The 21417-nt window shown below is 73.4% G+C and carries 26 protein-coding genes; 13 read left to right on the plus strand and 13 right to left on the minus strand.

Going from position 1 to position 21417, the window contains the following annotated elements; genetic code table 11:
• Nucleotides 1–53: 53 nt before the first annotated feature.
• Nucleotides 54–1049, plus strand: coding sequence for a GTP 3',8-cyclase MoaA (moaA, locus tag HPC71_RS10025; protein WP_171896643.1), 996 nt, complete (start codon nt 54–56; stop codon nt 1047–1049).
• Between the two features lie 3 nt (nt 1050–1052).
• On the opposite strand, the gene HPC71_RS10030 is transcribed toward moaA, so the two are convergent.
• Both HPC71_RS10030 and HPC71_RS10035 read right to left on the minus strand, forming a co-directional pair.
• Nucleotides 1053–1265 (minus strand): acetone carboxylase, encoded by a 213-nt coding sequence (locus tag HPC71_RS10030; RefSeq protein ID WP_154611694.1) that lies wholly within the window; start codon nt 1263–1265, stop codon nt 1053–1055.
• A gap of 54 nt (nt 1266–1319) precedes the next feature.
• Nucleotides 1320–1661, minus strand: coding sequence for a DUF3099 domain-containing protein (locus HPC71_RS10035; protein WP_154611693.1), 342 nt, complete (start codon nt 1659–1661; stop codon nt 1320–1322).
• Between the two features lie 59 nt (nt 1662–1720).
• Between HPC71_RS10035 and HPC71_RS10040 the strand changes: the two genes are divergently transcribed.
• From HPC71_RS10040 to HPC71_RS10060, 5 genes are all read left to right on the plus strand, one after another.
• Nucleotides 1721–1933 carry a dodecin gene (locus HPC71_RS10040; RefSeq protein ID WP_154611692.1) on the plus strand — a complete coding sequence of 71 codons (213 nt, stop codon included), beginning with the start codon at nt 1721–1723 and terminating at the stop codon, nt 1931–1933.
• Nucleotides 1934–2004: 71 nt separating this feature from the next.
• Nucleotides 2005–2742: a beta-ketoacyl-ACP reductase gene (locus tag HPC71_RS10045; protein WP_171896644.1), complete on the plus strand. Its 738-nt coding sequence runs from the start codon at nt 2005–2007 to the stop codon at nt 2740–2742.
• Between the two features lies 1 nt (nt 2743).
• Nucleotides 2744–3538, plus strand: coding sequence for an enoyl-ACP reductase FabI (fabI, locus tag HPC71_RS10050; RefSeq protein WP_154614409.1), 795 nt, complete (start codon nt 2744–2746; stop codon nt 3536–3538).
• A gap of 18 nt (nt 3539–3556) precedes the next feature.
• Nucleotides 3557–4075 carry a SixA phosphatase family protein gene (locus HPC71_RS10055; RefSeq protein WP_171896645.1) on the plus strand — a complete coding sequence of 173 codons (519 nt, stop codon included), beginning with the start codon at nt 3557–3559 and terminating at the stop codon, nt 4073–4075.
• 159 nt (nt 4076–4234) lie between these two features.
• Nucleotides 4235–5194, plus strand: a complete 960-nt coding sequence (locus tag HPC71_RS10060; protein ID WP_154614408.1) for a type IV toxin-antitoxin system AbiEi family antitoxin domain-containing protein — start codon at nt 4235–4237, stop codon at nt 5192–5194.
• A gap of 128 nt (nt 5195–5322) precedes the next feature.
• Here the strand turns inward: HPC71_RS10060 and serB are convergent, their stop codons facing one another.
• Entirely contained in the window at nt 5323–6531 is a 1209-nt protein-coding gene (gene serB / locus HPC71_RS10065; protein ID WP_154614407.1) for a phosphoserine phosphatase SerB, read from the minus strand.
• Between the two features lie 58 nt (nt 6532–6589).
• Here serB and HPC71_RS10070 point away from each other — a divergent pair, with 58 nt between their 5' ends.
• The gene (locus HPC71_RS10070; protein WP_171896646.1) at nt 6590–7291 is read left to right on the plus strand and encodes a VOC family protein; all 702 of its coding nucleotides are present in this window, start codon (nt 6590–6592) and stop codon (nt 7289–7291) included.
• A gap of 3 nt (nt 7292–7294) precedes the next feature.
• Here HPC71_RS10070 and HPC71_RS10075 read toward each other — a convergent pair whose 3' ends face one another.
• Nucleotides 7295–8035: an Rv1486c family protein gene (locus HPC71_RS10075; RefSeq protein WP_171896647.1), complete on the minus strand. Its 741-nt coding sequence runs from the start codon at nt 8033–8035 to the stop codon at nt 7295–7297.
• Nucleotides 8036–8106: 71 nt separating this feature from the next.
• Between HPC71_RS10075 and HPC71_RS10080 the strand changes: the two genes are divergently transcribed.
• From HPC71_RS10080 to HPC71_RS10095, 4 genes are read left to right on the plus strand one after another with little or no spacing between them, the layout of a single operon-like run.
• A complete protein-coding gene (locus HPC71_RS10080; RefSeq protein ID WP_154611688.1) occupies nt 8107–8901 on the plus strand; it encodes an ABC transporter ATP-binding protein in 795 nt (264 codons plus the stop codon).
• Nucleotides 8902–8941: 40 nt separating this feature from the next.
• Nucleotides 8942–9403: an NfeD family protein gene (locus tag HPC71_RS10085; RefSeq protein ID WP_154614406.1), complete on the plus strand. Its 462-nt coding sequence runs from the start codon at nt 8942–8944 to the stop codon at nt 9401–9403.
• Nucleotides 9404–9413: 10 nt separating this feature from the next.
• Nucleotides 9414–10610 (plus strand): SPFH domain-containing protein, encoded by a 1197-nt coding sequence (locus HPC71_RS10090; RefSeq protein WP_154611686.1) that lies wholly within the window; start codon nt 9414–9416, stop codon nt 10608–10610.
• Nucleotides 10611–11372: a sulfite exporter TauE/SafE family protein gene (locus HPC71_RS10095; protein WP_216656585.1), complete on the plus strand. Its 762-nt coding sequence runs from the start codon at nt 10611–10613 to the stop codon at nt 11370–11372. It begins immediately after the preceding gene.
• Between the two features lie 58 nt (nt 11373–11430).
• Here the strand turns inward: HPC71_RS10095 and HPC71_RS10100 are convergent, their stop codons facing one another.
• The 3 genes from HPC71_RS10100 to HPC71_RS10110 are packed head-to-tail and all read right to left on the minus strand — an operon-like array spanning nt 11431 to nt 13556.
• A complete protein-coding gene (locus HPC71_RS10100; RefSeq protein ID WP_154614405.1) occupies nt 11431–11808 on the minus strand; it encodes a hypothetical protein in 378 nt (125 codons plus the stop codon).
• A 57-nt stretch (nt 11809–11865) separates the two neighbouring features.
• On the minus strand, nt 11866–12813 hold the full coding sequence (locus HPC71_RS10105; RefSeq protein WP_171896648.1) for an alpha/beta hydrolase: 948 nt from the start codon (nt 12811–12813) through the stop codon (nt 11866–11868).
• The gene (locus HPC71_RS10110; RefSeq protein ID WP_195849508.1) at nt 12810–13556 is read right to left on the minus strand and encodes a glycerophosphodiester phosphodiesterase; all 747 of its coding nucleotides are present in this window, start codon (nt 13554–13556) and stop codon (nt 12810–12812) included. The genes HPC71_RS10105 and HPC71_RS10110 overlap by 4 nt, the downstream gene beginning before the upstream one ends.
• Before the next feature lie 50 nt (nt 13557–13606).
• Here HPC71_RS10110 and HPC71_RS10115 point away from each other — a divergent pair, with 50 nt between their 5' ends.
• Both HPC71_RS10115 and HPC71_RS10120 read left to right on the plus strand, forming a co-directional pair.
• On the plus strand, nt 13607–14266 hold the full coding sequence (locus HPC71_RS10115) for a nitroreductase family protein (RefSeq protein ID WP_154614403.1): 660 nt from the start codon (nt 13607–13609) through the stop codon (nt 14264–14266).
• Between the two features lie 50 nt (nt 14267–14316).
• Nucleotides 14317–15111 carry a phosphotransferase family protein gene (locus tag HPC71_RS10120; protein WP_171896649.1) on the plus strand — a complete coding sequence of 265 codons (795 nt, stop codon included), beginning with the start codon at nt 14317–14319 and terminating at the stop codon, nt 15109–15111.
• Between the two features lie 12 nt (nt 15112–15123).
• On the opposite strand, the gene HPC71_RS10125 is transcribed toward HPC71_RS10120, so the two are convergent.
• From HPC71_RS10125 to eat, 6 genes are all read right to left on the minus strand, one after another.
• Nucleotides 15124–15603, minus strand: coding sequence for a GNAT family N-acetyltransferase (locus HPC71_RS10125; protein WP_154611681.1), 480 nt, complete (start codon nt 15601–15603; stop codon nt 15124–15126).
• A complete protein-coding gene (locus tag HPC71_RS10130) occupies nt 15600–16319 on the minus strand; it encodes a gamma-glutamyl-gamma-aminobutyrate hydrolase family protein (protein WP_171896650.1) in 720 nt (239 codons plus the stop codon). Before HPC71_RS10130 ends, HPC71_RS10125 begins: the two co-directional genes overlap by 4 nt.
• Nucleotides 16320–16346: 27 nt before the next feature.
• The gene (locus HPC71_RS10135) at nt 16347–17126 is read right to left on the minus strand and encodes a 3-oxoacyl-ACP reductase (RefSeq protein ID WP_154614401.1); all 780 of its coding nucleotides are present in this window, start codon (nt 17124–17126) and stop codon (nt 16347–16349) included.
• Nucleotides 17127–17217: 91 nt separating this feature from the next.
• Nucleotides 17218–18576, minus strand: coding sequence for an aldehyde dehydrogenase family protein (locus tag HPC71_RS10140; protein WP_154614400.1), 1359 nt, complete (start codon nt 18574–18576; stop codon nt 17218–17220).
• Between the two features lie 25 nt (nt 18577–18601).
• On the minus strand, nt 18602–19993 hold the full coding sequence (locus tag HPC71_RS10145) for a glutamine synthetase family protein (protein WP_284438258.1): 1392 nt from the start codon (nt 19991–19993) through the stop codon (nt 18602–18604).
• Nucleotides 19990–21399 carry an ethanolamine permease gene (gene eat / locus HPC71_RS10150; protein ID WP_154611678.1) on the minus strand — a complete coding sequence of 470 codons (1410 nt, stop codon included), beginning with the start codon at nt 21397–21399 and terminating at the stop codon, nt 19990–19992. The genes HPC71_RS10145 and eat overlap by 4 nt, the downstream gene beginning before the upstream one ends.
• Between the last annotated feature and the right edge of the window lie 18 nt (nt 21400–21417).

Below are 21417 nucleotides of genomic sequence, written 5' to 3' on the forward strand. Positions count from 1 at the left end.
CGCCCGGCGGTCGTGATCCTCGACTCCTGGGAGCAGCGACCTAGACTGCGGGAGTGACGAGACCCCTGCAGGACCGCTATGGCCGGGTGGCCACGGACCTGCGCGTCTCGCTCACCGACCGGTGCAACCTCCGCTGCAACTACTGCATGCCGGCCGAGGGCCTGGACTGGCTGCCCGACGACTCGGTGCTCAGCGACGACGAGGTCGTCCGGCTGATCGGGATCGGGGTGTCGCACCTGGGGGTGCGCGAGGTGCGGTTCACCGGTGGCGAGCCGCTGGTACGCCGGGGCCTGGTCGGGATCGTCGAGCGCACCCGGGCCCTCGGGCCCGACCTGGAGCTCTCGATCACCACCAACGCGCTCGGCCTGGCCCGCACCGCGGACAAGCTCGCGGCGGCCGGCCTGGACCGGGTCAACGTCAGCCTCGACAGCGTGCGCGCCGAGACCTTCCACGCCATCACCCGCCGCGACCGGCTGCCCGACGTCGTCGCCGGGCTGGAGGCCGCCCAGGCCGCCGGGCTGGGCCCGGTCAAGGTCAACGCGGTGCTGCTGCGCGGCACCAACGACGACCAGGCGGGCGAGCTGCTGGCCTGGTGCCTCGAGCGCGGCTACGAGCTGCGCTTCATCGAGCAGATGCCGCTGGACGCCCAGCACGGCTGGTCGCGCACCGGCATGATCACCGCGGAGGAGATCTTCGAGCGGCTCTCCCGCGACTTCGAGCTCAGCCCGGCCGTCGAGCCGCGGGGGAGCGCCCCGGCCGAGCTGTTCCGGGTCGACGGCGGCCCCGGCACCGTCGGGGTCATCGCCTCGGTGACCCGTCCCTTCTGCGGCGACTGCGACCGGGTCCGGCTGACCGCGGACGGACAGGTCCGCAACTGCCTGTTCGCCCGCGAGGAGTCCGACCTGCGCGCCGCGCTGCGCGGTGGCGCCACCGACGAGGAGATCGCTGACCGCTGGGTCGTGGCGATGCTCGGCAAGCGCGCCGGGCACGGCATCGACGACCCGACGTTCCTCCAACCCGACCGACCCATGTCGGCCATCGGCGGCTGAGCGCTACTCCCGCCCCTGCGACGCGCCCGCCTCGTGCGGGACGACGTCCTTGAGGAACCCGCGCGCGGTGAGGAAGTCCGAGAGCGAGGACCGGTGGTCCCCGCACGCCAGCCACACCTTGCGCCGGTCGGGGGTGTGCAGCTTGGGGTTGTTCCACTGCAGCTGCCACGCGGCGGGCGCGGTGCAGCCCTTGGCCGAGCAGGTGTCGGGGTCCATCAGTCGTCCATCCCAGCGCAGGTCACGGCGGTGATCATCAGGCCGATCATCGCGTCATCGCGCGGAGTGCCCGACCTCGGGGTCGCTGGGCGCGGCGGGGAGCTCGGGGGCGCCGTACGCCGCGTCCTGCAGCGCGAACCCCTCCTTGCGCGTGGCCTGCACGTTCGCGAGCACCACGGCGACGTACGGCAGCAGGATCGCGCCGGCGATGAGGAACGGCCAGAGCCACTGGATGCCGGCGAGGGCGGCGACCACGGCGCCCACGAAGCAGATCGAGCGGATGCTCATCGACAGCAGGTAGCGCCGCTGCCGGGCGGCGATGTCGGCGTTGTGGCTGGAGGCAGCCGTGGTGATGCGCACCGCGTCGTCGCGGTCCCTGCGCTGGTCGCGGGCCATGTCGTCAAGCCTACGTCGCTAGAGTGCGACTCCCACGCGCCCACCGGAAGGCTCCCCCCATGACGAACCGCACCTACCGTGTCACCGAGATCGTCGGCACCTCGCCCGACGGGATCGACGAGGCCATCCGCAACGGCGTCGAGCGCGCCGCGCGCACGCTGCGCCACCTCGACTGGTTCGAGGTGACCCAGGTCCGCGGGCAGGTCAAGGACGGCACGGTCGAGCACTTCCAGGTCGGCATCAAGGTCGGTTTCCGCCTCGAGGACGACTGAGCCCGAGCCCCTCCGGGCGGTCGGTGCAGGCTGTTAGGCGTACCCCGGGGTAATCACTAGCGTCCTTCGACGTGAGTGAGACAGACCCCACGGACGCCTCCCCGACCGGCCGCTCGGTGCTCGTCACCGGCGGCAACCGCGGCATCGGCCGCGCGATCGCCGAGGCGTTCCTGGCCCAGGGCGACCGCGTCGCCGTGACCACCCGCAACGGCGGCGCCCCCGAGGGAGCGCTCGACGTCCGCTGCGACGTCACCGACCCCGCCGCCGTCGACGCGGCGTTCGCCGAGGTCGAGGCAGCGCACGGCCCGGTCGAGGTGCTCGTCGCCAACGCCGGCATCACGAAGGACACCCTGCTGCTGCGGATGAGCGAGGACGACTGGTCCTCGGTCATCGACACCAACCTGACCGGCTCCTACCGGCTCGCCAAGCGCGCGGCCAAGGGCATGCTGCGGCTGCGCCGCGGGCGGATCATCCTGATCTCCTCGGTGGTCGGCCTGCTCGGGTCCGCCGGGCAGGCCAACTACGCCGCCTCCAAGGCCGGCCTGGTCGGCATGGCGCGCTCCCTGGCCCGCGAGCTCGGCTCGCGGTCGATCACCACCAACGTCGTCGCGCCCGGCTTCGTCGAGACCGACATGACCGGCGTGCTCACCGACGAGCAGCGCGACACGATCAAGGCGCAGGTGCCGCTCGGGCGCTACGCCGTGCCGGCCGAGGTCGCCTCCGCGGTGACCTGGCTGGCCTCCGACGACGCGGGGTACGTCACCGGGGCCGTGATCCCCGTCGACGGCGGCCTCGGGATGGGGCACTGACATGACACCTGACACCACCGGCACCTCCGGCATCCTCGCCGGCAAGCGGATCCTCGTCGCGGGCGTGACGATGGACAGCTCGATCGGCTTCGCGACCGCGAAGGTCGCCCAGGAGCAGGGCGCCACGGTGCTCATCTCCAACTTCGGCCGGGCGCTCGGCATCACCCGGCGGATCGCCAAGCGGCTCCCGGTCGAGCCGCCGGTCCTCGAGCTCGACGTCACCGACCCCGAGCACCTCCGCCGGCTGCCGGACCTGGTGCGCGAGCACGTCGACGGTCTCGACGGCGTGGTCCACTCCATCGCCTACGGCAACCCCGAGACCCTGCTGGGCGGTCGGTTCCTCGACGGCCCGTGGGAGGACGTCGCGCAGGCGGTCCAGGTCTCGGCGTACTCGCTGAAGTCGCTGGCGACCGCCTGCCGGCCGCTGATGGGCGCCGGCGGGTCGGTCGTGGGGCTGACCTTCGACGCGACCGTCGCGTGGCCGGCGTACGACTGGATGGGCGTGGCGAAGGCCGCGCTGGAATCGACCTCGCGCTACCTCGCCCGCGACCTCGGGCCGGCGGGTATCCGCTGCAACCTGGTCTCCGCCGGTCCGCTGCGGACGCTGGCGGCCAAGGCGATCCCCGGGTTCTCCGACCTCGAGGAGATGTGGGGGACCCGCGCGCCGCTCGGCTGGGACAACACCGACCAGGAGCCGACCGCGCGGGCGGTGTGCGCGCTGCTCTCGGACTTCTTCCCGGCCACCACCGGTGAGATCGTCCACGTCGACGGGGGCTTCCACGCCCTCGGTGCCTGAGGCTGGGAGACTGGTCCCGTGAGCGGAGACGAAGGCAGCCGGACGCTGGTGGTCGTGCGGCACGCCAAGGCGGAGGCCGACGGCCCGACCGATGCCGAACGACGCCTCGCCGAGAGCGGCCACGTCGCCGCGGCCGCCGTCGGCACCTGGCTCGCCGAGCAGGGGATCGTGCCCGACCACGCGCTCGTCTCCGGCGCCGTCCGCACGCTCCAGACCTGGGACGACATCGCCGACGCCGCCGGCTGGGACCTCGAGCCCGAGGTGGAGGAGACCCTGTACGCCGCCGGGCCGGAGTCCGCGCTCGACCTGGTCCGCGCCGTCCCCGCCGACGTCCGCACGCTCGTCGTCGTCGGCCACAACCCCACCATGGGCACCCTCGCCCAACTGCTCGACGACGGCGAGGGTGACGTCGAGGCCGGCAACCGCCTCGCCCTCGGCTACCCCACCTCCGCCACCACCGTGCTCTCCTACGACGGCGACTGGGACGAGCTCGCCGACGCCTCCGCCTCGGTCGTCGCGTTCTTCGTCGGGGCGTAGTCGGGCTGGGGCGAGCGTCCCACCTATAGGTGGGACGCACCCGCTTCCGGGGCAGTATTTCGGCCCAGAAGCGGGTGCATTGACCCAGAAGTAGGACAGTTCTCCACAGGCGCCGAGGGCCGTGGTGTCCGCGCCGCTGCGGTCGGGCATCCGCGACCCATGATGATCCCGACGAAGACCCGACCGGCCGACGACCCGAGGAACGGGCCGGTGCTCCTGCGGCGCGACCTGCTGGCTCACGGTTACACGAGCAGCGCGATCCAGCGGCTGCTGTGCCGCGGCGACCTGGTGCGGGTGCGGCCCGGGGCGTACGTCGGCCCCGACGTCTGGCGCGCCCTGGACGAAGGCGGCCGGTTCGGCCTCCGCGGGCGCGCGGTGCTGGGCCAGGCGAGGACGACGATGGCGCTGTCGCACGTCTCCGCACTCGCCGAGCTCGGCGCTCCGCTGTGGGGCTTCGACCTCCGCGACGTCCATGTCACGCGGACCGACGGGACCTGGGGTCGGCACGAGGCCGGGGTGTACTCGCACGTCGGACGGATCGCCCCTGCAGACCTGGCAACGGTCAACGGCGTGCTGGTGACCAACCCCGCCCGTGCTGCGATCGAGTCCTGTGCCGTCGGGCCGTCCGAGGCCGCCTTCTGCGCACTGAACGACCTTCTCCACCGTGGTCTGGTCACCGATTCCGACCTGCGGTCACAGGTGGTCGAGATGGAGTCGTGGCCCGGCACGCTCGCCGGGGAGGTCCTCCTCCGGCTCGCGGACGCGCGGATCGAATCCGTGGGCGAGAGCCGGGCGTTCTGGCTCTTCTACCAGCATCACGTGCCCAAGCCGGTGCTCCAGCACGAGGTGAAGGACGGCACCGGCCGGGTCGTCGCGCGGCTCGACTTCGCTTGGCCGGAGCTGGGGGTGTGGGTGGAGTTCGACGGGCGCAGCAAGTACGAGAAGCACCGCCGACCGGGTGAGAGCATCGCCGATGCTGTCGTACGGGAGAAGAACCGGGAGGACCTCGTCCGGCGCCTGACCGGCTGGCGCTGCATCCGGATCACCTGGTCAGACCTCCAGGACCCGGCTCGGGTCGCCGACATCGTGCTGGCCGCGCTGTTCCCGGCGGTTGCCTGACCCTCCAGCGGCGGGTGAGGGTTCACCCCGACTTCTGGGCCTTTGCAACCGCTTCTGGGGCGATTTATTGGCCCAGAAGCGGTCGCATCCCACCTATAGGTGGGACGCGATCCCCACGGAAAACCCCCTCAGACCGGAGGAGCGGGGGTGACGATGCCGGCGGCGGCGTCGGCGGCCTCGATGTCCTCGCGGGAGATGCCGAGGAGGTAGAGGATGGTGTCGAGGTAAGGGACGTTGACGGCGGTGTCGGCGGCGTCGCGGACCATGGGCTTGGCGTTGTAGGCGATGCCGAGGCCGGCGGCGTTGAGCATGTCGAGGTCGTTGGCGCCGTCGCCGATGGCGATGACGGCGTCGAGGGGGACGCCGATGTCGGCGGCGAACTCGCGCAGGGCGCGGGCCTTGCCGGCCCGGTCGACGACCTCGCCGACGACGCGGCCGGTGAGCCGGCCGTCGAGGATCTCGAGCTCGTTGGCGCGGGCGTAGTGGATGCCGAGGTCGGCGGCGAGCCGGTCGGTGATCTGGGAGAAGCCGCCGGAGACGATCGCGAACCGGTAGCCGAGCCGCTTGAGGGTGCGGACCATCGTGCGGGCGCCGGGGGCCAGCTGGAGGCTGTCGTAGACGGAGTCCAGGGCGGTGGCCGGCACGCCCTCGAGCAGCGCCACCCGCGCGCGGAGGGACTCCTCGAAGTCGACCTCGCCCCGCATCGCCCGCTCGGTCACCTCCGCGACCTCGGCCTCGCAGCCGGCGTGGGCGGCGAGCATCTCGATGACCTCGCCCTGGACGAGGGTGGAGTCGACGTCCATCACGATCAGGCGCATGCCGCGGCGCAGGAGGTCGGCGGGCTGCACGGCGATGTCGATGCCGCGCGCGGAGGCTTCGGCGGCCAGGGCGGTGCGCAGGACGGCGGGTGCGGCGCCGGAGACGTGCAGCTCGATCGCGGTGACGGGGTAGCGCGCCATCCGCTCGATGCGGTCGATGTTCGCGCCGGCCTCGGCGATCCGCCCGGCGACGCCGGCCATGTCGGTCGCGCGCAGCGGGGAGCCGATGACGGTCACGTGCGAGCGCCCGCCGGGGCGGGTCCGGTTGTCGCCGGTGCCGCGCTCGATCTCGATGCTCATCCCGAGCTCGTCGGCGGTCGCGGTCATGGCGTCGTGCAGCAGCTGCCAGCGCTCGGGCACCGTCACCAGCACACCGAGGATCAGCCGACGGCGCAGCACGATCTGCTCGATGTCGACGACCTCGACGCCGGTGCGGGCCAGGGTCGAGAAGATCGCCGAGGTGACGCCCGGGCGGTCCTTGCCGGTGAGCGTGATGAGCAGGGTCTCCGGGGTCTCCATCGCGTCCGAGGTTATCGCTGGCCCGACGACTGTCGGTGGCCGCGTCCATGCTCGGGCCATGGACGCCACGACCGCGATGACCCGGTACGCCGACACCATCGCCGCCCGCGACTGGGCGGGCCTGGCCGCGCTGCTCGCGCCGGACGTCGCGGTCCGGCTGCTGCACACCGGCGAGGTCTTCGACCGCGACGGCTTCGTCGCCCTCAACCGCGACTACCCGGGGCCGTGGACCTTCACCCGGGAGCAGGTCACGGGCGCGGGGGAGTCGGCCGCGCTGCGCGCCCGGGTGACCAGCGGCGCGACGACGTACCACCTCGCCGCCTTCGGCACCGTGGCCGCGGGCCTGCTCACCGAGGTGGTGGAGGTGTGGACCGACGGCGTCGGCGAGGCCGGCCCGGAGCCCCAGCACCACGGGATCGACTACGTCGAGGTGCCCGTGCCCGACCTGGAGGCGGCCGAGCGCTTCTACGGCGAGGCGTTCGGCTGGCGGTTCCGCCGCTACGGGCCGTCGTACGCCGCGATCCTCGCGCCCTCCGGGCGCGGTGAGGTCGGGGGCCTGGCCGCGACGGGCGAGCCCGGCGCGTCGACGAGCCCGGGGCGGCCGCTGGTGCTGCTGCACTCCGCGGACCTCGACGCGACCCTCGCGGCGGTCCGGGCCGCGGGCGGCACCGTGGTCCGCGAGCCGTACGCGTTCCCCGGCGGCCGCCGGTTCCACCTCACCGACCCCGGCGGCACCGAGATCGGGGTGTGGGGCAGATGAGCCTCACGCGGGTGGCCAGACCTCCGGGGAGCAGGCGGCGACCAGCGCGCGCCGGCCGGCCCGCTCCAGCGGCACCAGGGCCTCCCGGCGCGCGGTCATCTCGTGGGCGGTCACGGCGCCGCCGTCGTCCTCCAGCGCCAGCGCCGCGATCCCGGTCGCCTGCAGGCCGCGGGCCGCGAGGTCCACGCAGCGGTCGGGCACGCCGGCCGGCGCGGTGAGCGCGGGCCGGTGCCGCAGGTTCATCAGCCGGTCGGCCACCTCGGGGTTCCACCGGGCGACGTCGAGGGCGGCCAGCGCGGAGGCCGACTCCAGCAGCGCGGCGCGCAGCCCCCGGTCGGCCTCGCCGACGTCGGGCAGCTGCCTGCGCTGCGCCGGGTGGAGGACCCACGCGACCGCGGCCCCGGTCCGCTGGGGGACCAGGCCGAGGCCGGTGCCCTCCACGACGACGGCGGAGCCCTCCTCGAGCGCGGCCGCGTTGAACGACGCGGGCCCGCCGAGCCCGACCGGGTCGCCCTCGGCCGGGAACGCCGCGCCGAAGGAGCGTGCGCCCTCCGCGCGCAGGCGAGCGAGCCCGCCGACGAGGGTGTCGGTGCCCTGGAACGGGTCGGCGACGGTGTGCGTGGCGTCGTCGCCGATGACGGCATCCACGAGCAGGTCGGTCACCACGGCGCCCCGCAGCCAGGCGGTGCCCCACCAGGCCAGCCGGGCCGCGGCCGGGAGCGTCTCGGAGGGGTCGTCGTGCACGGCGGGGACTGTACGACGCGACCGCGACGGGCCCCGGCAGGGCGCCCGGGCCACTCGCTAGGGTGACGCCCATGGCCGCAGTCCTGGAGTTCGCCGACGTGACGGTCCGACGCGGCGGGTCCACCCTGCTCGACCAGGTGTCCTGGACCGTCGAGGAGGACGAGCGCTGGGTCATCCTCGGCCCGAACGGCGCCGGCAAGACCACCCTCCTGCAGGTCGCCGCCGCCCAGGTGCACCCCACCTCGGGCGTCGCCGGCATCCTCGAGGAGGTCATGGGGACCGTCGACGTCTTCGAGCTGCGGCCCCGCATCGGCCTGACCAGCGCGGCGCTCGCCGAGCGGATCCCGCGGCAGGAGAAGGTCCGCGACGTCGTGGTGTCGGCGTCGTACGGCGTGGTCGGGCGCTGGCGTGAGGACTACGACGAGCTCGACCACGAGCGCGCCGCCGAGCTGCTCGACGAGGTCCGGGCCGGCCACCTCGCCGACCGCACCTTCGGCACCCTCAGCGAGGGCGAGCGCAAGCGCGTCCAGATCGCCCGGGCGCTGATGACCGACCCCGAGCTGCTGCTGCTCGACGAGCCCGCGGCGGGCCTCGACCTCGGGGGCCGCGAGGACCTCGTCTCCACCCTGAGCGTGCTCGCGATGGACCCCGACTCCCCGGCCACGGTGCTGGTCTCCCACCACGTCGAGGAGATCCCGCCGGGCTTCAGCCACGCCCTGCTGCTGCGCGAGGGCGCGGTCGTCGCGGCGGGCCTGCTCGACGACGTGCTGACCGAGGACAACCTGGCCGCCACGTTCGGCATGCCGCTGCTGCTCAGCCACGAGGACGGCCGCTGGGCCGCCCGCCGACGCACCCGGGCCCGCTGACCGGCGGCGCGACGTCGGTTCCTACCGATAGGGTCGTGCCATGGACTGGCTCGGAGACAACGCCTGGGCGGTGTGGCTCGGTCTCGGCTTCACGCTGGGCGTCGCCGAGCTGTTCAGCCTGGACCTGATCCTGCTGATGCTGGCGGTCGGCGCGATCGCCGGCATGGTGGCCGGCCTGCTCTCCGCGCCCCTGGTCGTCCAGATCCTGGTCGCGGCCGCCACCTCGGTGGCCATGCTGGCCCTGGTCCGGCCCTCGGTCGTCAAGCGCCTGCACAGCGGCCCCGAGCTCACGATGAGCCACAACAAGCTCGTCGGCCAGCGGGGCATCGTCACCCAGGCGGTCAGCGCGCTCGAGCCCGGACGCATCCGCGTCGCCGGCGAGGACTGGACCGCCAAGCCCTACGACGACCTGGTCAGCATCGCACCGGGTGAATCCGTCGAGATCCTGCAGATCCGCGGCGCGACCGCGTACGTCCACCCCGTCCCTCGCCTCGAGAGCTGAGGAGCTCCCCTTGACTACGGCCATCTTGATCGTCCTGGCGCTGCTGCTGGTCTTCGTGATCACCGTGCTGGCCAAGACCGTGCGGATCGTGCCCCAGGCACGCGCCGGCATCGTCGAACGGTTCGGCAAGTACAAGCAGACGCTGCCGGCGGGCCTGAACATCGTCGTGCCCTTCATCGACAAGGTGCGTTACCTGATCGACCTGCGCGAGCAGGTCGTCAGCTTCCCGCCGTCCTCGGTGATCACCGAGGACAACCTGACCGTCGAGATCGACACGGTCATCTACTTCCAGGTCATCGACCCGGTCGCGGCGACCTACGAGATCGCCAACTACATCCAGGCCGTCGAGCAGATCACCATGACCACGCTGCGCAACATCGTCGGTGGCATGGACCTCGAGCAGACGCTGACCAGCCGCGAGACGATCAACTCCGGCCTGCGCGGCGTCCTCGACGAGGCCACCGGCAAGTGGGGCATCCGCGTCGGACGGGTCGAGATCAAGAGCATCGACCCGCCGCCGTCCATCAAGGACACGATGGAGAAGCAGATGCGCGCCGACCGCGACAAGCGCGCCGCGATCCTGACCGCGGAGGGCCAGCGCCAGTCCGCGATCCTCACCGCCGAGGGCCAGAAGCAGTCCTCGATCCTCCAGGCCGAGGGTCAGCGCGAGTCGCAGATCCTGCGCGCCCAGGCCGATCGCGAGGCCGCGATCCTGCGGGCCCAGGGTGAGGGCCAGGCGATCCAGACGGTCTTCCAGGCCATCCACGACGGCCGCCCGGACCAGTCGCTGCTGGCCTACCAGTACCTCCAGATGATGCCGAAGATCGCCGAGGGCGACGCCAACAAGGTCTGGATCGTCCCGAGCGAGTTCAACGAGGCGCTCAAGGGCCTCGGCTCGACGATGAGCCAGCTCCAGGGCATCCCGCAGGAGGTCTCCGGTCCGCGCACCCGCGTCGACATGGGCCCGGCCGAGCCGCAGCTGCCCCGCGGTGCCAACCGCGACGACGCCGAGCTGAGCGAGGCCAACGAGGCCGTCCGGGAGGCGATCCGCGCGGCGGAGAGCGCCGCGGACCCGCGCGGGAACGCCGGCTCGAGCAGCGACGCCGGCCCGGTCGGGGAGCCCGTCACCGCGACGGACCCCTCGATCGACCCGGTCGAGGTACCGCCGGAGTCGCCGGCGTCCCCGCCCGCTCCGCCGGCTCCGTAGGTGCTGCTGGAGTCGGTGGCGATCCTGCTCGCGGGGGTCGCCGCGGGCGCCATCAACACCGTCGTCGGCTCGGGGACGCTCATCACGTTCCCGACGCTCCTGGCCTTCGGCGTCCCGCCGGTCGTCGCGAACGTCTCGAACAACATCGGGCTCGTGCCCGGTTCGATCTCCGGGGCGATCGGCTACCGCCGCGAGCTCGCGGGCCAGAAGGCACGGGTGCTGCGGCTCGCCTCGGCCTCGCTGCTGGGCGGTCTGGTCGGCGCGGTGCTGCTGCTCGTCCTGCCCGCGGGCGCGTTCGAGGCGATCGTGCCGGTGCTCATCGGGCTCGGCGTCGTGCTGGTCGTCGTGCAGCCGCGGGTCTCGGCCGCGGTCGCCCGCCGGCGCGCGGCACGGCCGGTCGACGGTGACCGGCCCGACCCGTGGTGGACCTGGCCGGCGACGTCCCTGGCCGGGGTGTACGGCGGCTACTTCGGCGCCGCGCAGGGCGTGATCCTCATGGGCCTGCTCGGCATCGGCATCGAGGAGTCGCTCCAGCGCCTCAACGCGGTCAAGAACATCCTCGCCGCGATCGTCAACGGCGTCGCGGGCCTGCTCTTCGTCGTCGTGGCGGACGTCGACTGGCGGATCGTGGCGCTCATCGGCGTCGGTGCGGTGATCGGCGGGCAGGTCGGGGCGACCGTCGGTCGACGGCTGCCCCCGACCGTCCTGCGTGCGGTGATCGTGGTGGTCGGGCTGACCGCGCTGGTGTCGTTCGCGCTCTGAGCCCGGGAGGGCCCGGAGCCCCCCGCGCGGTCAGCCCGTCAGTCGGGCGAGCGGTCGGTCAGGCGGTGGCGCTCTTGTCCTTGCCGGTGCGGAGGCCGAGCAGGCCGCCGACGACCGCGCCGGAGGCGATCGCGGTCATGCCCTGGCCGGCCTGGACCGGGGCCGAGCCGTCGCGGATGGCCAGGTAGCCGGTCGCGGCGTCGGCCGCGTCGACGAGCACCCCGAGGAGGACCAGGTTGCGCCGGGCCGAGCCGCTCGCGATCAGCGTCGCGACGCCCAGGGCGACCTCGCGGGCGCCGAAGAGCCGGGTCAGGTAGGGCACCTGCGGGTTGCCCACCGGGTCCAGCTTCATCTGCTTGGCGGCCATGGTCGGGTCGTAGAGCGAGACGGCGCCGATCGCGATGCGGCCCAGGGAGATTGCGGTCACGGGATTCATGCGCCGGACCCTAGCGGGGCGCGCGGTCGCCGGGGCGGGTGTCCGCGACGCGGCGTCTCAGGACACCCAGGCGTCGTGCCACCGCCCGATCGCGTCGTACGCCGCGGCGCGCGGCGCGGGCAGGGAGAGCACGACGTCGTGCCGGGCGCCGGGGACCGCGACGTAGGTGACGTGCGGGCCGACCGCGCCGGCCCACCGCCGGATGTGCGGGACCTCCAGCACGATGTCGTGGCGGTGCACGTCGTCGCCCATCTCCGCGGGCCGGGAGCTGGCGTCGGAGGAGAGCACCAGCACCGGGCAGGGCACCTCGAGCCCGGCGTGCAGCCGGGCGTGGCCGCGGCGCACGGCGCGCAGCCAGCCGGCGTGGACGGTGAAGGACTCCAGCGGCTTCCAGGTCAGGTCGAAGTCCCACTCGCCCTCGTGGTCGCGGTGCAGGCTGCGCGCGTAGAGGCCGGAGACGCTGCGCGGCAGGACCCGCATCGGCGTGCGCCGGCCGATCTGGTCGACGAGCACCGTGCCGACGGTGCGCAGCAGCGGGCTGCCCTGGAGGTCGAACCAGGGGGAGTTGAGGACCATCCCGCGCAGCTCGGGCGGCCGGCGCGCGTCGGCCCACAGCGGCGTGGTCAGGCCGCCGGTGGAGTGGCCGGTGAGCACGACGTGGTCGTGCCCGTCGCGCCCGGTGACCAGGTCCCACGCGGCGTCGAGCTCCACGAAGTACTCCGCGAGGTCGGCGACGTAGTTCGGGGTCTGGTGCGGCCGGATCGAGCGGCCGTACTTGCGCAGGTCCAGGGCGTAGAAGTCGTAGCCCCGCGCGGTCCACCACTCGGCGTACCCGGTCTGGAAGAAGTAGTCGGCGAACCCGTGCACGTGCAGCACCGCCCGCCGCGTCGGCTCGGCGGCGGGCCGGTGGACGAGGGTGGCGACGACGGGGCCCTCCGCGTCGTCGGGGAGGTGGATCTCCTCGGCCCGGTAGGGGGCGCCGAGGACGTCGGGGCGCTGGGTCACCCCCACATCCTCGCGGTACGCCGCCCGCGGACCGCCAGCGCCTCCTCCGGGCGGTTGGTGGTCACCAGGAAGGCGCGGCCCGGGCGCAGCCAGTACCGCAGCGACCGAGGGGTGTCGATCGTCCACACCAGCAGCGGCAGGCGCCGGCGGCGGGCGAAGCCGGCCACCCCCGCGCGCGCCAGCCAGTGGTGGGCGACCACGAGGTTCGCGCGGGACTGGCGGTAGCGCAGGTGCGGCCAGACCTCCGAGGCGCGCACCCGCAACTGGCGCCAGACCGGGAAGCCGGTCACCCGCCGGCCCAACGAGAGCCCGACGAGCAGGTCGGGGTGGCCGTGCGCCTCGGCCCAGCCGCGCACCTCGCGCACGGCGTCGTCGTCGAGGGTGGTGACCACCAGGTTGTCGGCGCCCAGCCGCTCGACCGCGCGGGCGGTCGCCTCGGCGCAGCTGCCCACGAACTTCAGGTCCAGGTGGGCGCGCCGCCGGCCGGCGAGGGCGTCGAGGACCTCGTCGTACAGCATCAGGTCCGGCACGACCGCGCGCAGCGCGTCGAGGGACAGCGAGGCCAGCGGGACCTCCTCGCCGCCGACCTCGACCACCGAGTCGTGGAAGACGACCAGGGTGCCGTCGGCGCAGCGCTCGACGTCGAACTCGACGAAGTCCACGTCGAGCGCGAGCGCCCGGTCGACGGCCTGCCGGGTCAGGCACCGGTGGGCGCTGAGCTGGACGGGCGCGGGAGGGGGCACGGGCACCAGTGTCGGGTTCCCGGGTCGGTGGCGCATGAGACGGTGGCGTGATGGAGCTCTCCGAGGTGATGCGCACGACCGCGGCGGTGCGCGAGTTCACCGACGACCCGTTGCCCGACGAGGTGCTGCGCCGCATCCTCGAGGACGCCCGGTTCGCGCCCAGTGGGGGCAACCGCCAGGGGACGCGGGTCGTCGTGGTGCGCGACCGGGCGACCCGCGAGCGGCTGGCGGAGCTCAACGAGCCGGCGGTACGCCGCTACGTCGCCCAGAAGAAGGCGGGGGAGAGCCCGTGGAACCCCGTTCACCCGCCCGGGCCGAGCGCCGAGGAGATCGCGGCGACCCGTGTGCCGTCGTCGTTCACCGAGCCGGTCCTGCGGGCGCCGGTCGTCCTGGTCTTCGTCGTCGACCTCGCGGTCGTCGCCGCGATGGACCAGGACCTCGACCGGGTGGGCATCGTCGGCGGCGCCTCGGTCTACCCCCTGGTGTGGAACGTGCTGCTCGCCGCCCGCGCCGAGGGGTACGGCGGCACGATCACCACCATGGCCACCGCGATGGAGCCGGAGGTCAAGGACCTGCTCGGTCTGCCCGACACCTACGCGCTCGCCGCCGTGGTGCCGCTCGGGCGGCCGGTCAAGCAGCTGACCCGTCTCACGCGGCTGCCCGTCGAGGAGCTGGCCGTGCGCGAGCGGTTCGACGGGGAGCCGTTCTGAGCGAGACGGACCCGGTCGCCTGGGCCGCGCGCTGCGTCGGCTCGCCGGTCGTGGCCCGCCGCGCGCTGAGCGGCGGCACGACCTCCACCCTGCTCGCGCTGACCCATGTCGACGGCGCCGCGACCGTCCTGCGGGTCGTCGACCGGGAGCCGTGGGCGGCCCACCGGGTCGCGCTCACGACCCGCGAGCGGGAGGTGCAGCTCCAGCTCGCGGACACCCCCGTGCCCGCGCCCCGCAGCCTGGCCCTGGACGCCGGCGCCGGGGCGCACCTGATGACCCTGCTGCCCGGCCGCGTCGACGCGGACCGCGCCGACGACGCCTCCCTGCGTGCGCTCGCCGCGACGCTCGCGACGATCCACGACGTGCGGGCCGACCCGCCGCCGCGCACCTACGAGTCGTGGGCCGGGCCGGCCAAGCACGTGGTGCCGGGCTGGGCCGAGCGGCCGGAGGTGTGGCGCCAGGCCTTCGAGGTGCTGCGCGCCGGCCCCCCGGCGTACGAGCCGACGTTCCTGCACCGCGACTTCCAGCCCTGGAACGTGCTCTGGGACGGTGACCGGGTCAGCGGGGTCGTGGACTGGGTCGAGACGTCGACCGGGCCGGCGTGGCTCGACGTTGCCCACTGCGCGACCAACCTCGCCGTGCTGCACGGCCTGGAGCGGGCTGAGGCGTTCGCCGCCGCCTACACCGCGCTGACCGGGCGGCCGCGGGAGCCGTACTGGGAGGTCGTGGACACCGTCGGCTTCCTCCCGCCGCCGGGTGGGGAGGGGTGGGTCACCGACCCCGCAGAGCGTCGGCGCTTCGAGGCGCGCCTGGTCGCCGCGGTCGCCGCCGTCGCCGCGCCCTGAGCGGAGCGCCGCTCACAGCTCGCGGGTGAAGAAGACGCTGTGGGGGTCGAGCACGTAGTCGCCGAACGGCGGGCACTCGGTGAACCCGCGGGAGCGGTAGAGCGTGCGGGCGGGCAGGAAGTACGGCTCGGTGCCGGTCTCCAGGCTCACCCGCCGGTGCCCGGCCGCGGCCGCGGCGGCCAGGACGTGGTCGAGCAGGCCCGCGCCGACCCCGCGGCGGCGGGCCGCGGTCGCGGTGCGCATCGACTTCAGCTCCACGTGGCCCGGCTCGAGCTCCTGCAGCGCCACGCAGCCCAGCAGCTCGCCCTCGGCGGTCCGGGCGGTCCAGAACGACGTCCCTGGCCGGACCAGCGCGGTCGGGTCGAGGGCGTGGACGCTCTCGGCCGGGCTGGTGGCGTGCATGTCGCGCAGGTGCTCCTCGAGCAGCGCGACGACGTCGTCGCGCAGCGGGGAGTCCGGGGCGACGGTCCACCCGGTGACGGCAGCGCTCATGCGTCCCGCCCGGCGGCGTACGACGCGGCGGCGCGGACCAGCCCGGCGAGCAGGCCGACGTCGGCCGCGGTCTCGGGGTGCCACTGGACCGCGACGCAGAACCGGTCGCCCGGCACCTCCATCGCCTCCAGCGTGCCGTCCTCGGCCCGTGCGGCCGCGACCCAACCGGGGTGGGTGGCGACCGACTGGTGGTGGTGGCAGGCGACGTCGAGCCGCTCGCCGACCAGGCCGGCGACCAGCGTGCCGGGGACGGTGCGCACCGCGGTGCGGCCGAAGGCGTCGCCGCCGGGGGAGTGCTCCTCGTGGCCGACGAGGTCCGGGGTGTGCTGGTCCAGCGCGCCGCCGGCGTGGACGGCCATCAGCTGCATGCCCCGGCACACGCCGAGCACGGGCAGGCCCGCGGCGCCGGCAGCGTCGAGGAGCGCGAGCTCCCAGGCGTCGCGCTCCGGGCGCCAGCCCGCGGTCCGCGCGTGCGGCTCGGCGCCGTACCGCGCCGGGTCCACATCGGCCCCGCCGGTCATCACCAGCCCGTCGAGGCGGCCGACCACGGCGTCGGCCGCGCCGACCTGGTCGAGCGGCGGCAGCAGGACCGCGAGGCCGCCGGTGGCCTCGACGGCCGCGGCGTACGCCGTCGGGAGCAGGTCGGCGGGCTGGTCCCAGACCCCCCAGCGGGCCTGCTCACGGTAGGTGGTCAGCCCGATCACCGGTGCGGACACGACGGCCTCCTCGGCTCAGAGGGGGGTTCAGAGGGGGGTGACGTAGGCACCGGAGATGCCGCCGTCGACCAGGAACGTGTTGGCGGTCATGAACGAGGAGTCGTCGGAAGCGAGGAACAGCACGGCCGCCGCCATCTCCTCGGGCTCCCCGAACCGGCCCATCGGGACGTGCACGAGCCGGCGCGCGGCCCGCTCGGCGTCCTTGGCGAAGAGCTCCTGGAGCAGCGGCGTGTTGACCGGCCCCGGGCACAGCGCGTTGACCCGCACGCCCTGCCGGGCGAACTGCACGCCGAGCTCGCGGGTCATCGACAGCACCCCGCCCTTGGAGGCGGAGTAGGAGATCTGCGAGGTCGCCGCGCCCATGACGGCGACGAAGGACGCGGTGTTGATGATCGAGCCCTTCCCCTGCTCGAGCATGTGGGGCAGCGCCGCCTTGCAGCACAGGTAGACGCTGGTCAGGTTGACCTCCTGCACCTTGCGCCACGCGTCGAGGTCGGTGTCGAGGATCGAGTCGTCCTCCGGCGGGCTGATGCCGGCGTTGTTGAACGCGATGTCGACCGAGCCGTAGGTGTCCTTCGCGGTCTGGAACAGCGCGTCGACCTGCTCCTTGTCGGTGACGTCGACGTGGACGTACGTCGCCACGTCGGCGCCGCCGAGCTGGCCGACCAGCGTGTGCCCCCGCTCGTCGTCGATGTCGCCGATGACGACCTTGGCGCCCTCCTCGACGAAGCGCTGCACGGTCGCCAGGCCGATGCCCGAGCACCCGCCGGTGACGACCGCGACCCGGTCCTGGATGCGTCCTGCCATGCGATGTCCCTCCTGGGATCGGGTCGTGTGCCCCGTGACGCGCGGGGGCGCGTCGGCGGGCACACGACCGCGGTTGGTCGTGTGGTGCGGATCAGTGGGCGATGAAGACGTTCTTCTCCTCGGTGAACGCCTGGGGGGCGTCCGGGCCGAGCTCGCGGCCGAGGCCGGACTGCTTGTAGCCGCCGAACGGCGTCCAGTAGCGGACCGAGGCGTGGGAGTTGACGCTGAGGTTGCCGGCCTCGACGGCCCGGGCGACGCGCAGCCCGCGGCCGAGGTCGCGGGTGTAGATCGACCCGGAGAGGCCGTAGTCGGTGTCGTTGGCCCGCGCGACGGCGTCGGCCTCGTCGTCGAAGGGCATCACCGCCACGACCGGCCCGAAGACCTCCTCGCGCCAGATCCGCTGCGCCGGGTCGTCCACGGCCACCACCGACGGGGCGACCCAGAAGCCGTCGCCGCCGGGGGTCGAGCCGGCGATGGTCACGTCGACCTCGGACAGGTAGCCCGCGACGGTGTCGCGCTGGCGGGCGGAGATCAGCGGGCCCATCTCCGAGGCCTCGTCGGTCGGGTCGAGCACCCGCAGGCCGGTGACGGCCGCCTCGAGGAGCGCGAGGAACTCCTCGTAGGCCGAGCGCTCGACGAGGATCCGGGAGCGGGCGCAGCAGTCCTGGCCGGCGTTGTCGAAGACGGCGTACGGCGCCGCCGCGGCCGCCGCGGCGAGGTCGGCGTCGGCGAAGACGATGTTGCTGCTCTTGCCGCCGAGCTCGAGGGTGACCCGCTTGACCTGCTCGGCGCAGCCGGCCATCACCTTCTTGCCGACCGCGGTGGAGCCGGTGAAGCAGACCTTGCGCACCAGCGGGTGGGTCACGAACCGCTCGCCGACCACGTCGCCGCGGCCCGGGAGCACGGTCAGCACGCCCTCGGGGAGGCCGGCCTCCAGCGCGAGCTCGGCGAGCCGGAGCGCGGTGAGCGGGGTCAGCTCGGCCGGCTTGAGGACCACGGTGTTGCCGGCGGCCAGCGCCGGGGCCATGCCCCAGGCGGCGATCGGCATCGGGAAGTTCCAGGGCACGATGATCCCCACGACGCCGAGCGGCTCGTGGAAGGTCACGTCGGTGCCGCCGGCGACGGGGATCTGGCGGCCGAAGAGCCGCTCGGGCGCGCCGGCGTAGTAGTTCAGGCAGTCGCGGACGTTGCCGGCCTCCCAGCGGGCGCTGCCCCAGGTGTGCCCGGCGTTGCGGACCTCGATCTCGGCGAGCTCCTCGACGTGGGCGTCGACGACCGCGGCGTAGCGCCGCAGCAGCGCGGCCCGCTCGCCGGGCGCGACGGCGCGCCAGGAGGCGAACGCCTCGTGGGCGCGCGCGATCGCGGCGTCGGTCTCCTCGAGCGAGGCCAGCGGCACGTCGGTGATCGGCCGGGCCGTGGCCGGGTTGACCACGGTGAACAGGTCGGTCATGCGGCTCCCCTCGTCGGGCCGGGGATCACATGCGTTCGAAGCCCCGGCGCAGCTCCCAGTCGGTGACCGCCGCGTCGAACGCCTGGAGCTCGACATCGGCCATGTTCGTGTAGTGGTCGACCACGGCGTCACCGAAGGCCGATCGTGCCACCTTCGAGGAGGCGAAGGCGTCCCGGGCCTCCCGCAGCGTGCGGGGCACCAGCTCCAGGCCCTGGGTGTAGGCGTTGCCCTCGGTCGGCGGCACCGGGTCGAGGTCGTTCTCGATGCCGTGCAGGCCGCCGGCGATCATCGCCGCGATCGCCAGGTAGGGGTTCACGTCGCCGCCGGGAACCCGGTTCTCCAGGCGCGCCGAGGGGCCCGACCCGACCAGGCGCACCGCGCAGGTGCGGTTGTCCATGCCCCAGGCGATCGCGGTGGGCGCGAAGGAGCCGTCGGCGAAGCGCTTGTAGGAGTTGATGTTGGGCGCGTAGAGGAGCGTGAAGTCCCGCATCGTCGCCAGCAGCCCGGAGATGAACTGGTCATAGACGCGGGAGCGCTCGCCGCGCTCGGCGTCCCAGAAGACCAGCTCGCCGTCGAGGCCGCGCAAGGAGAGGTGGACGTGGCAGGAGCTGCCCTCGCGCTGGTCGTACTTGGCCATGAAGGTCAGCGACTTGCCACGGAGAGCGGCGATCTCCTTGGCCGCGGTCTTGTAGACGACGTGGTTGTCGGCGGTCACCAGCGCCTCGTTGAAGAGGAAGCCGATCTCGTGCTGGCCCAGGTTGCACTCGCCCTTGGCGCCCTCGACGTCCATCCCGGCGGCGTACATCGTGTTGCGGATGTCGCGCAGCAGCGGCTCGACGCGCGTCGTGCCGAGGACGGAGTAGTCGATGTTGTACTGGTTCGAGGCGCGCAGTCGCTGGTAGTTGCGCGCCTGCGCCTCCTCGTAGGTGTCCTCGAAGAGGATGAACTCCAGCTCGGTGCCGGCGTGGGCCTCCCAGCCGCGCTCGCGGGCGCGATCGAGCTGGGCGGTCAGGATCGTGCGCGGCGACTCCGCGACCGGCTCGTGGTCGGGCCACAGCAGGTCGCACTGGACCATCGCGGTCGCCGGCAGGTGGGGGAGCAGCCGCAGCGTGCGCCAGTCCGGCACCCACTCCATGTCGCCGTACCCGCGCTCCCAGGAGGAGATGGCGTAGCCGTCGACGGTGTTCATGTCGATGTCGACGGCGAGCAGGTAGTTGCAGCCCTCGGTGCCCGACTCCAGCGCGACGTTGAGGAAGTACCCCGCGTGCAGGCGCTTGCCCTGGAGCCGGCCCTGCATGTCGGTGAAGGCCATCACCACCGTGTCGACCTCGCCGTCGGCGACGAGTCGGCGCAGCCGGTCCAGCGTGAGCATCCGGTCGTTCACCGGCTGCTCGGTCCCTGCGGTCAGGTCGGTCACGAGAGTCCCTTCTCGGCGTCCTCGATGGCGGCGAACTCCTCCTCGGGAGCTCCCGCGACGATGTGGTGGCGGCTGTAGAGAGCGAAGTAGGCGATGGCGACCGCGAAGACGCCGGCCGTGATGAGCACCGCTGTGGAGTTGACGAAGAACCCGGCGACGACCGCGACGCAGGCCAGGACGAAGCCGATGCCGGTGGTCACCACGCCGCCCGGCGTCCGGTAAGGCCGCTCGAGGTCGGGCTCGCGCACGCGCAGGACGATGTGGGAGAGCGTCATCAGGACGTAGGAGATCGTCGCCCCGAAGACCGCGACCAGGATCAGGAGATCGCCCTCGTTGAGCATCGCCATGACGAAGCCGATGATGCCGGGCACGACGAGCGCGAGGTACGGCGTCTTGCGGCTGCCGGTGCGGGAGAGGACCTTCGGCAGGTAGCCCGCGCGCGAGAGCGCGAAGGTCTGGCGCGAGTAGGCGTAGATGATGGAGAAGAAGCTGGCGATCAGGCCGAGCAGGCCGACGACGTTGACGAAGGTGCTGACCGCCGTCGAGCCGCCGTACGCCGTCTCCAGCGCGTCGACCAGCGGGTTGCCGGACTCCCGCAGCGAGTCCGCGCCGGCCGCGCCCGGCGCGACGAGGAGGATCAGCGCGGCGAAGCACAGCAGCGTGAGCATCGCGGCGATGATCCCGCGCGGCATCGAGCGGGCGGGGTCCTTGGTCTCCTCGGCGGCCAGCGGCACGCCCTCGACGGCGAGGAAGAACCAGATGGCGTAGGGCAGCGCCGCCCAGATGCCGATCAGCCCGAACGGCAGGAAGTCGCTGGCGCCGGCCGCGTCGGTGGGGGCGATGTCGACGAGGTTGCCGGCGTCGAACTTCAGCGCCGCGGCGACCACGAAGGCGACCAGCGCGACGACGGCGACGGCGGTGATGACGAACATCAGCTTCAGCGCCTCACCGACGCCCCACAGGTGCAGGCCGATGAAGACCGCGTAGAACACCGCGAAGACGAGCGGCCCGTCGATGCCGACCAGCGAGTCGACGTAGGCACCGATGAAGTTGGCGATGGCGGCCGGCGCGATGGCGTACTCGATGAGGATCGCGGTGCCGGTCAGGAAGCCGCCCCACGGGCCGAGCGCGCGGCGGGCGAAGCCGTACCCGCCGCCGGCCGTGGAGATCGTCGAGGACATCTCCGCCAGGCCGAGCACCATGCACAGGTACATCACGCCCATGATCGCCGTGGCGACGACCAGGCCGCCCCAGCCGCCCTCGGCCAGGCCGAAGTTCCATCCGGCGAAGTCGCCGGAGATGACGTAGGCGACGCCGAGCCCGGCCAGCAGGACCCAGCCGGCGACCCCGCCGCGCAGCTGCCTCTCCTGGAAGTAAGCGGCGTCCTCGTGCTCCCGTGTGGTCATGTCGAGTCCTGTCTGCCG

The sequence above is a fragment of the Nocardioides marmotae genome (genome assembly GCF_013177455.1).
GTDB classification, from domain to species: Bacteria; Actinomycetota; Actinomycetes; order Propionibacteriales; family Nocardioidaceae; genus Nocardioides; species Nocardioides marmotae.

Excerpts from the sequence above, each read along its gene's own strand:
- HPC71_RS10030 (WP_154611694.1), bottom strand. The coding sequence starts at position 1,265 with ATGGACCCCGACACCTGCTCGGCCAAGGGCTGCACCGCGCCCGCCGCG.
- HPC71_RS10035 (WP_154611693.1), bottom strand. The coding sequence starts at position 1,661 with ATGGCCCGCGACCAGCGCAGGGACCGCGACGACGCGGTGCGCATCACC.
- HPC71_RS10040 (WP_154611692.1), top strand. The coding sequence starts at position 1,721 with ATGACGAACCGCACCTACCGTGTCACCGAGATCGTCGGCACCTCGCCC.
- fabI (WP_154614409.1), top strand. The coding sequence starts at position 2,744 with ATGACACCTGACACCACCGGCACCTCCGGCATCCTCGCCGGCAAGCGG.
- HPC71_RS10060 (WP_154614408.1), top strand. The coding sequence starts at position 4,235 with ATGATGATCCCGACGAAGACCCGACCGGCCGACGACCCGAGGAACGGG.
- serB (WP_154614407.1), bottom strand. The coding sequence starts at position 6,531 with ATGGAGACCCCGGAGACCCTGCTCATCACGCTCACCGGCAAGGACCGC.
- HPC71_RS10070 (WP_171896646.1), top strand. The coding sequence starts at position 6,590 with ATGGACGCCACGACCGCGATGACCCGGTACGCCGACACCATCGCCGCC.
- HPC71_RS10080 (WP_154611688.1), top strand. The coding sequence starts at position 8,107 with ATGGCCGCAGTCCTGGAGTTCGCCGACGTGACGGTCCGACGCGGCGGG.
- HPC71_RS10085 (WP_154614406.1), top strand. The coding sequence starts at position 8,942 with ATGGACTGGCTCGGAGACAACGCCTGGGCGGTGTGGCTCGGTCTCGGC.
- HPC71_RS10100 (WP_154614405.1), bottom strand. The coding sequence starts at position 11,808 with ATGAATCCCGTGACCGCAATCTCCCTGGGCCGCATCGCGATCGGCGCC.
- HPC71_RS10115 (WP_154614403.1), top strand. The coding sequence starts at position 13,607 with ATGGAGCTCTCCGAGGTGATGCGCACGACCGCGGCGGTGCGCGAGTTC.
- HPC71_RS10125 (WP_154611681.1), bottom strand. The coding sequence starts at position 15,603 with ATGAGCGCTGCCGTCACCGGGTGGACCGTCGCCCCGGACTCCCCGCTG.
- HPC71_RS10135 (WP_154614401.1), bottom strand. The coding sequence starts at position 17,126 with ATGGCAGGACGCATCCAGGACCGGGTCGCGGTCGTCACCGGCGGGTGC.
- HPC71_RS10140 (WP_154614400.1), bottom strand. The coding sequence starts at position 18,576 with ATGACCGACCTGTTCACCGTGGTCAACCCGGCCACGGCCCGGCCGATC.
- eat (WP_154611678.1), bottom strand. The coding sequence starts at position 21,399 with ATGACCACACGGGAGCACGAGGACGCCGCTTACTTCCAGGAGAGGCAG.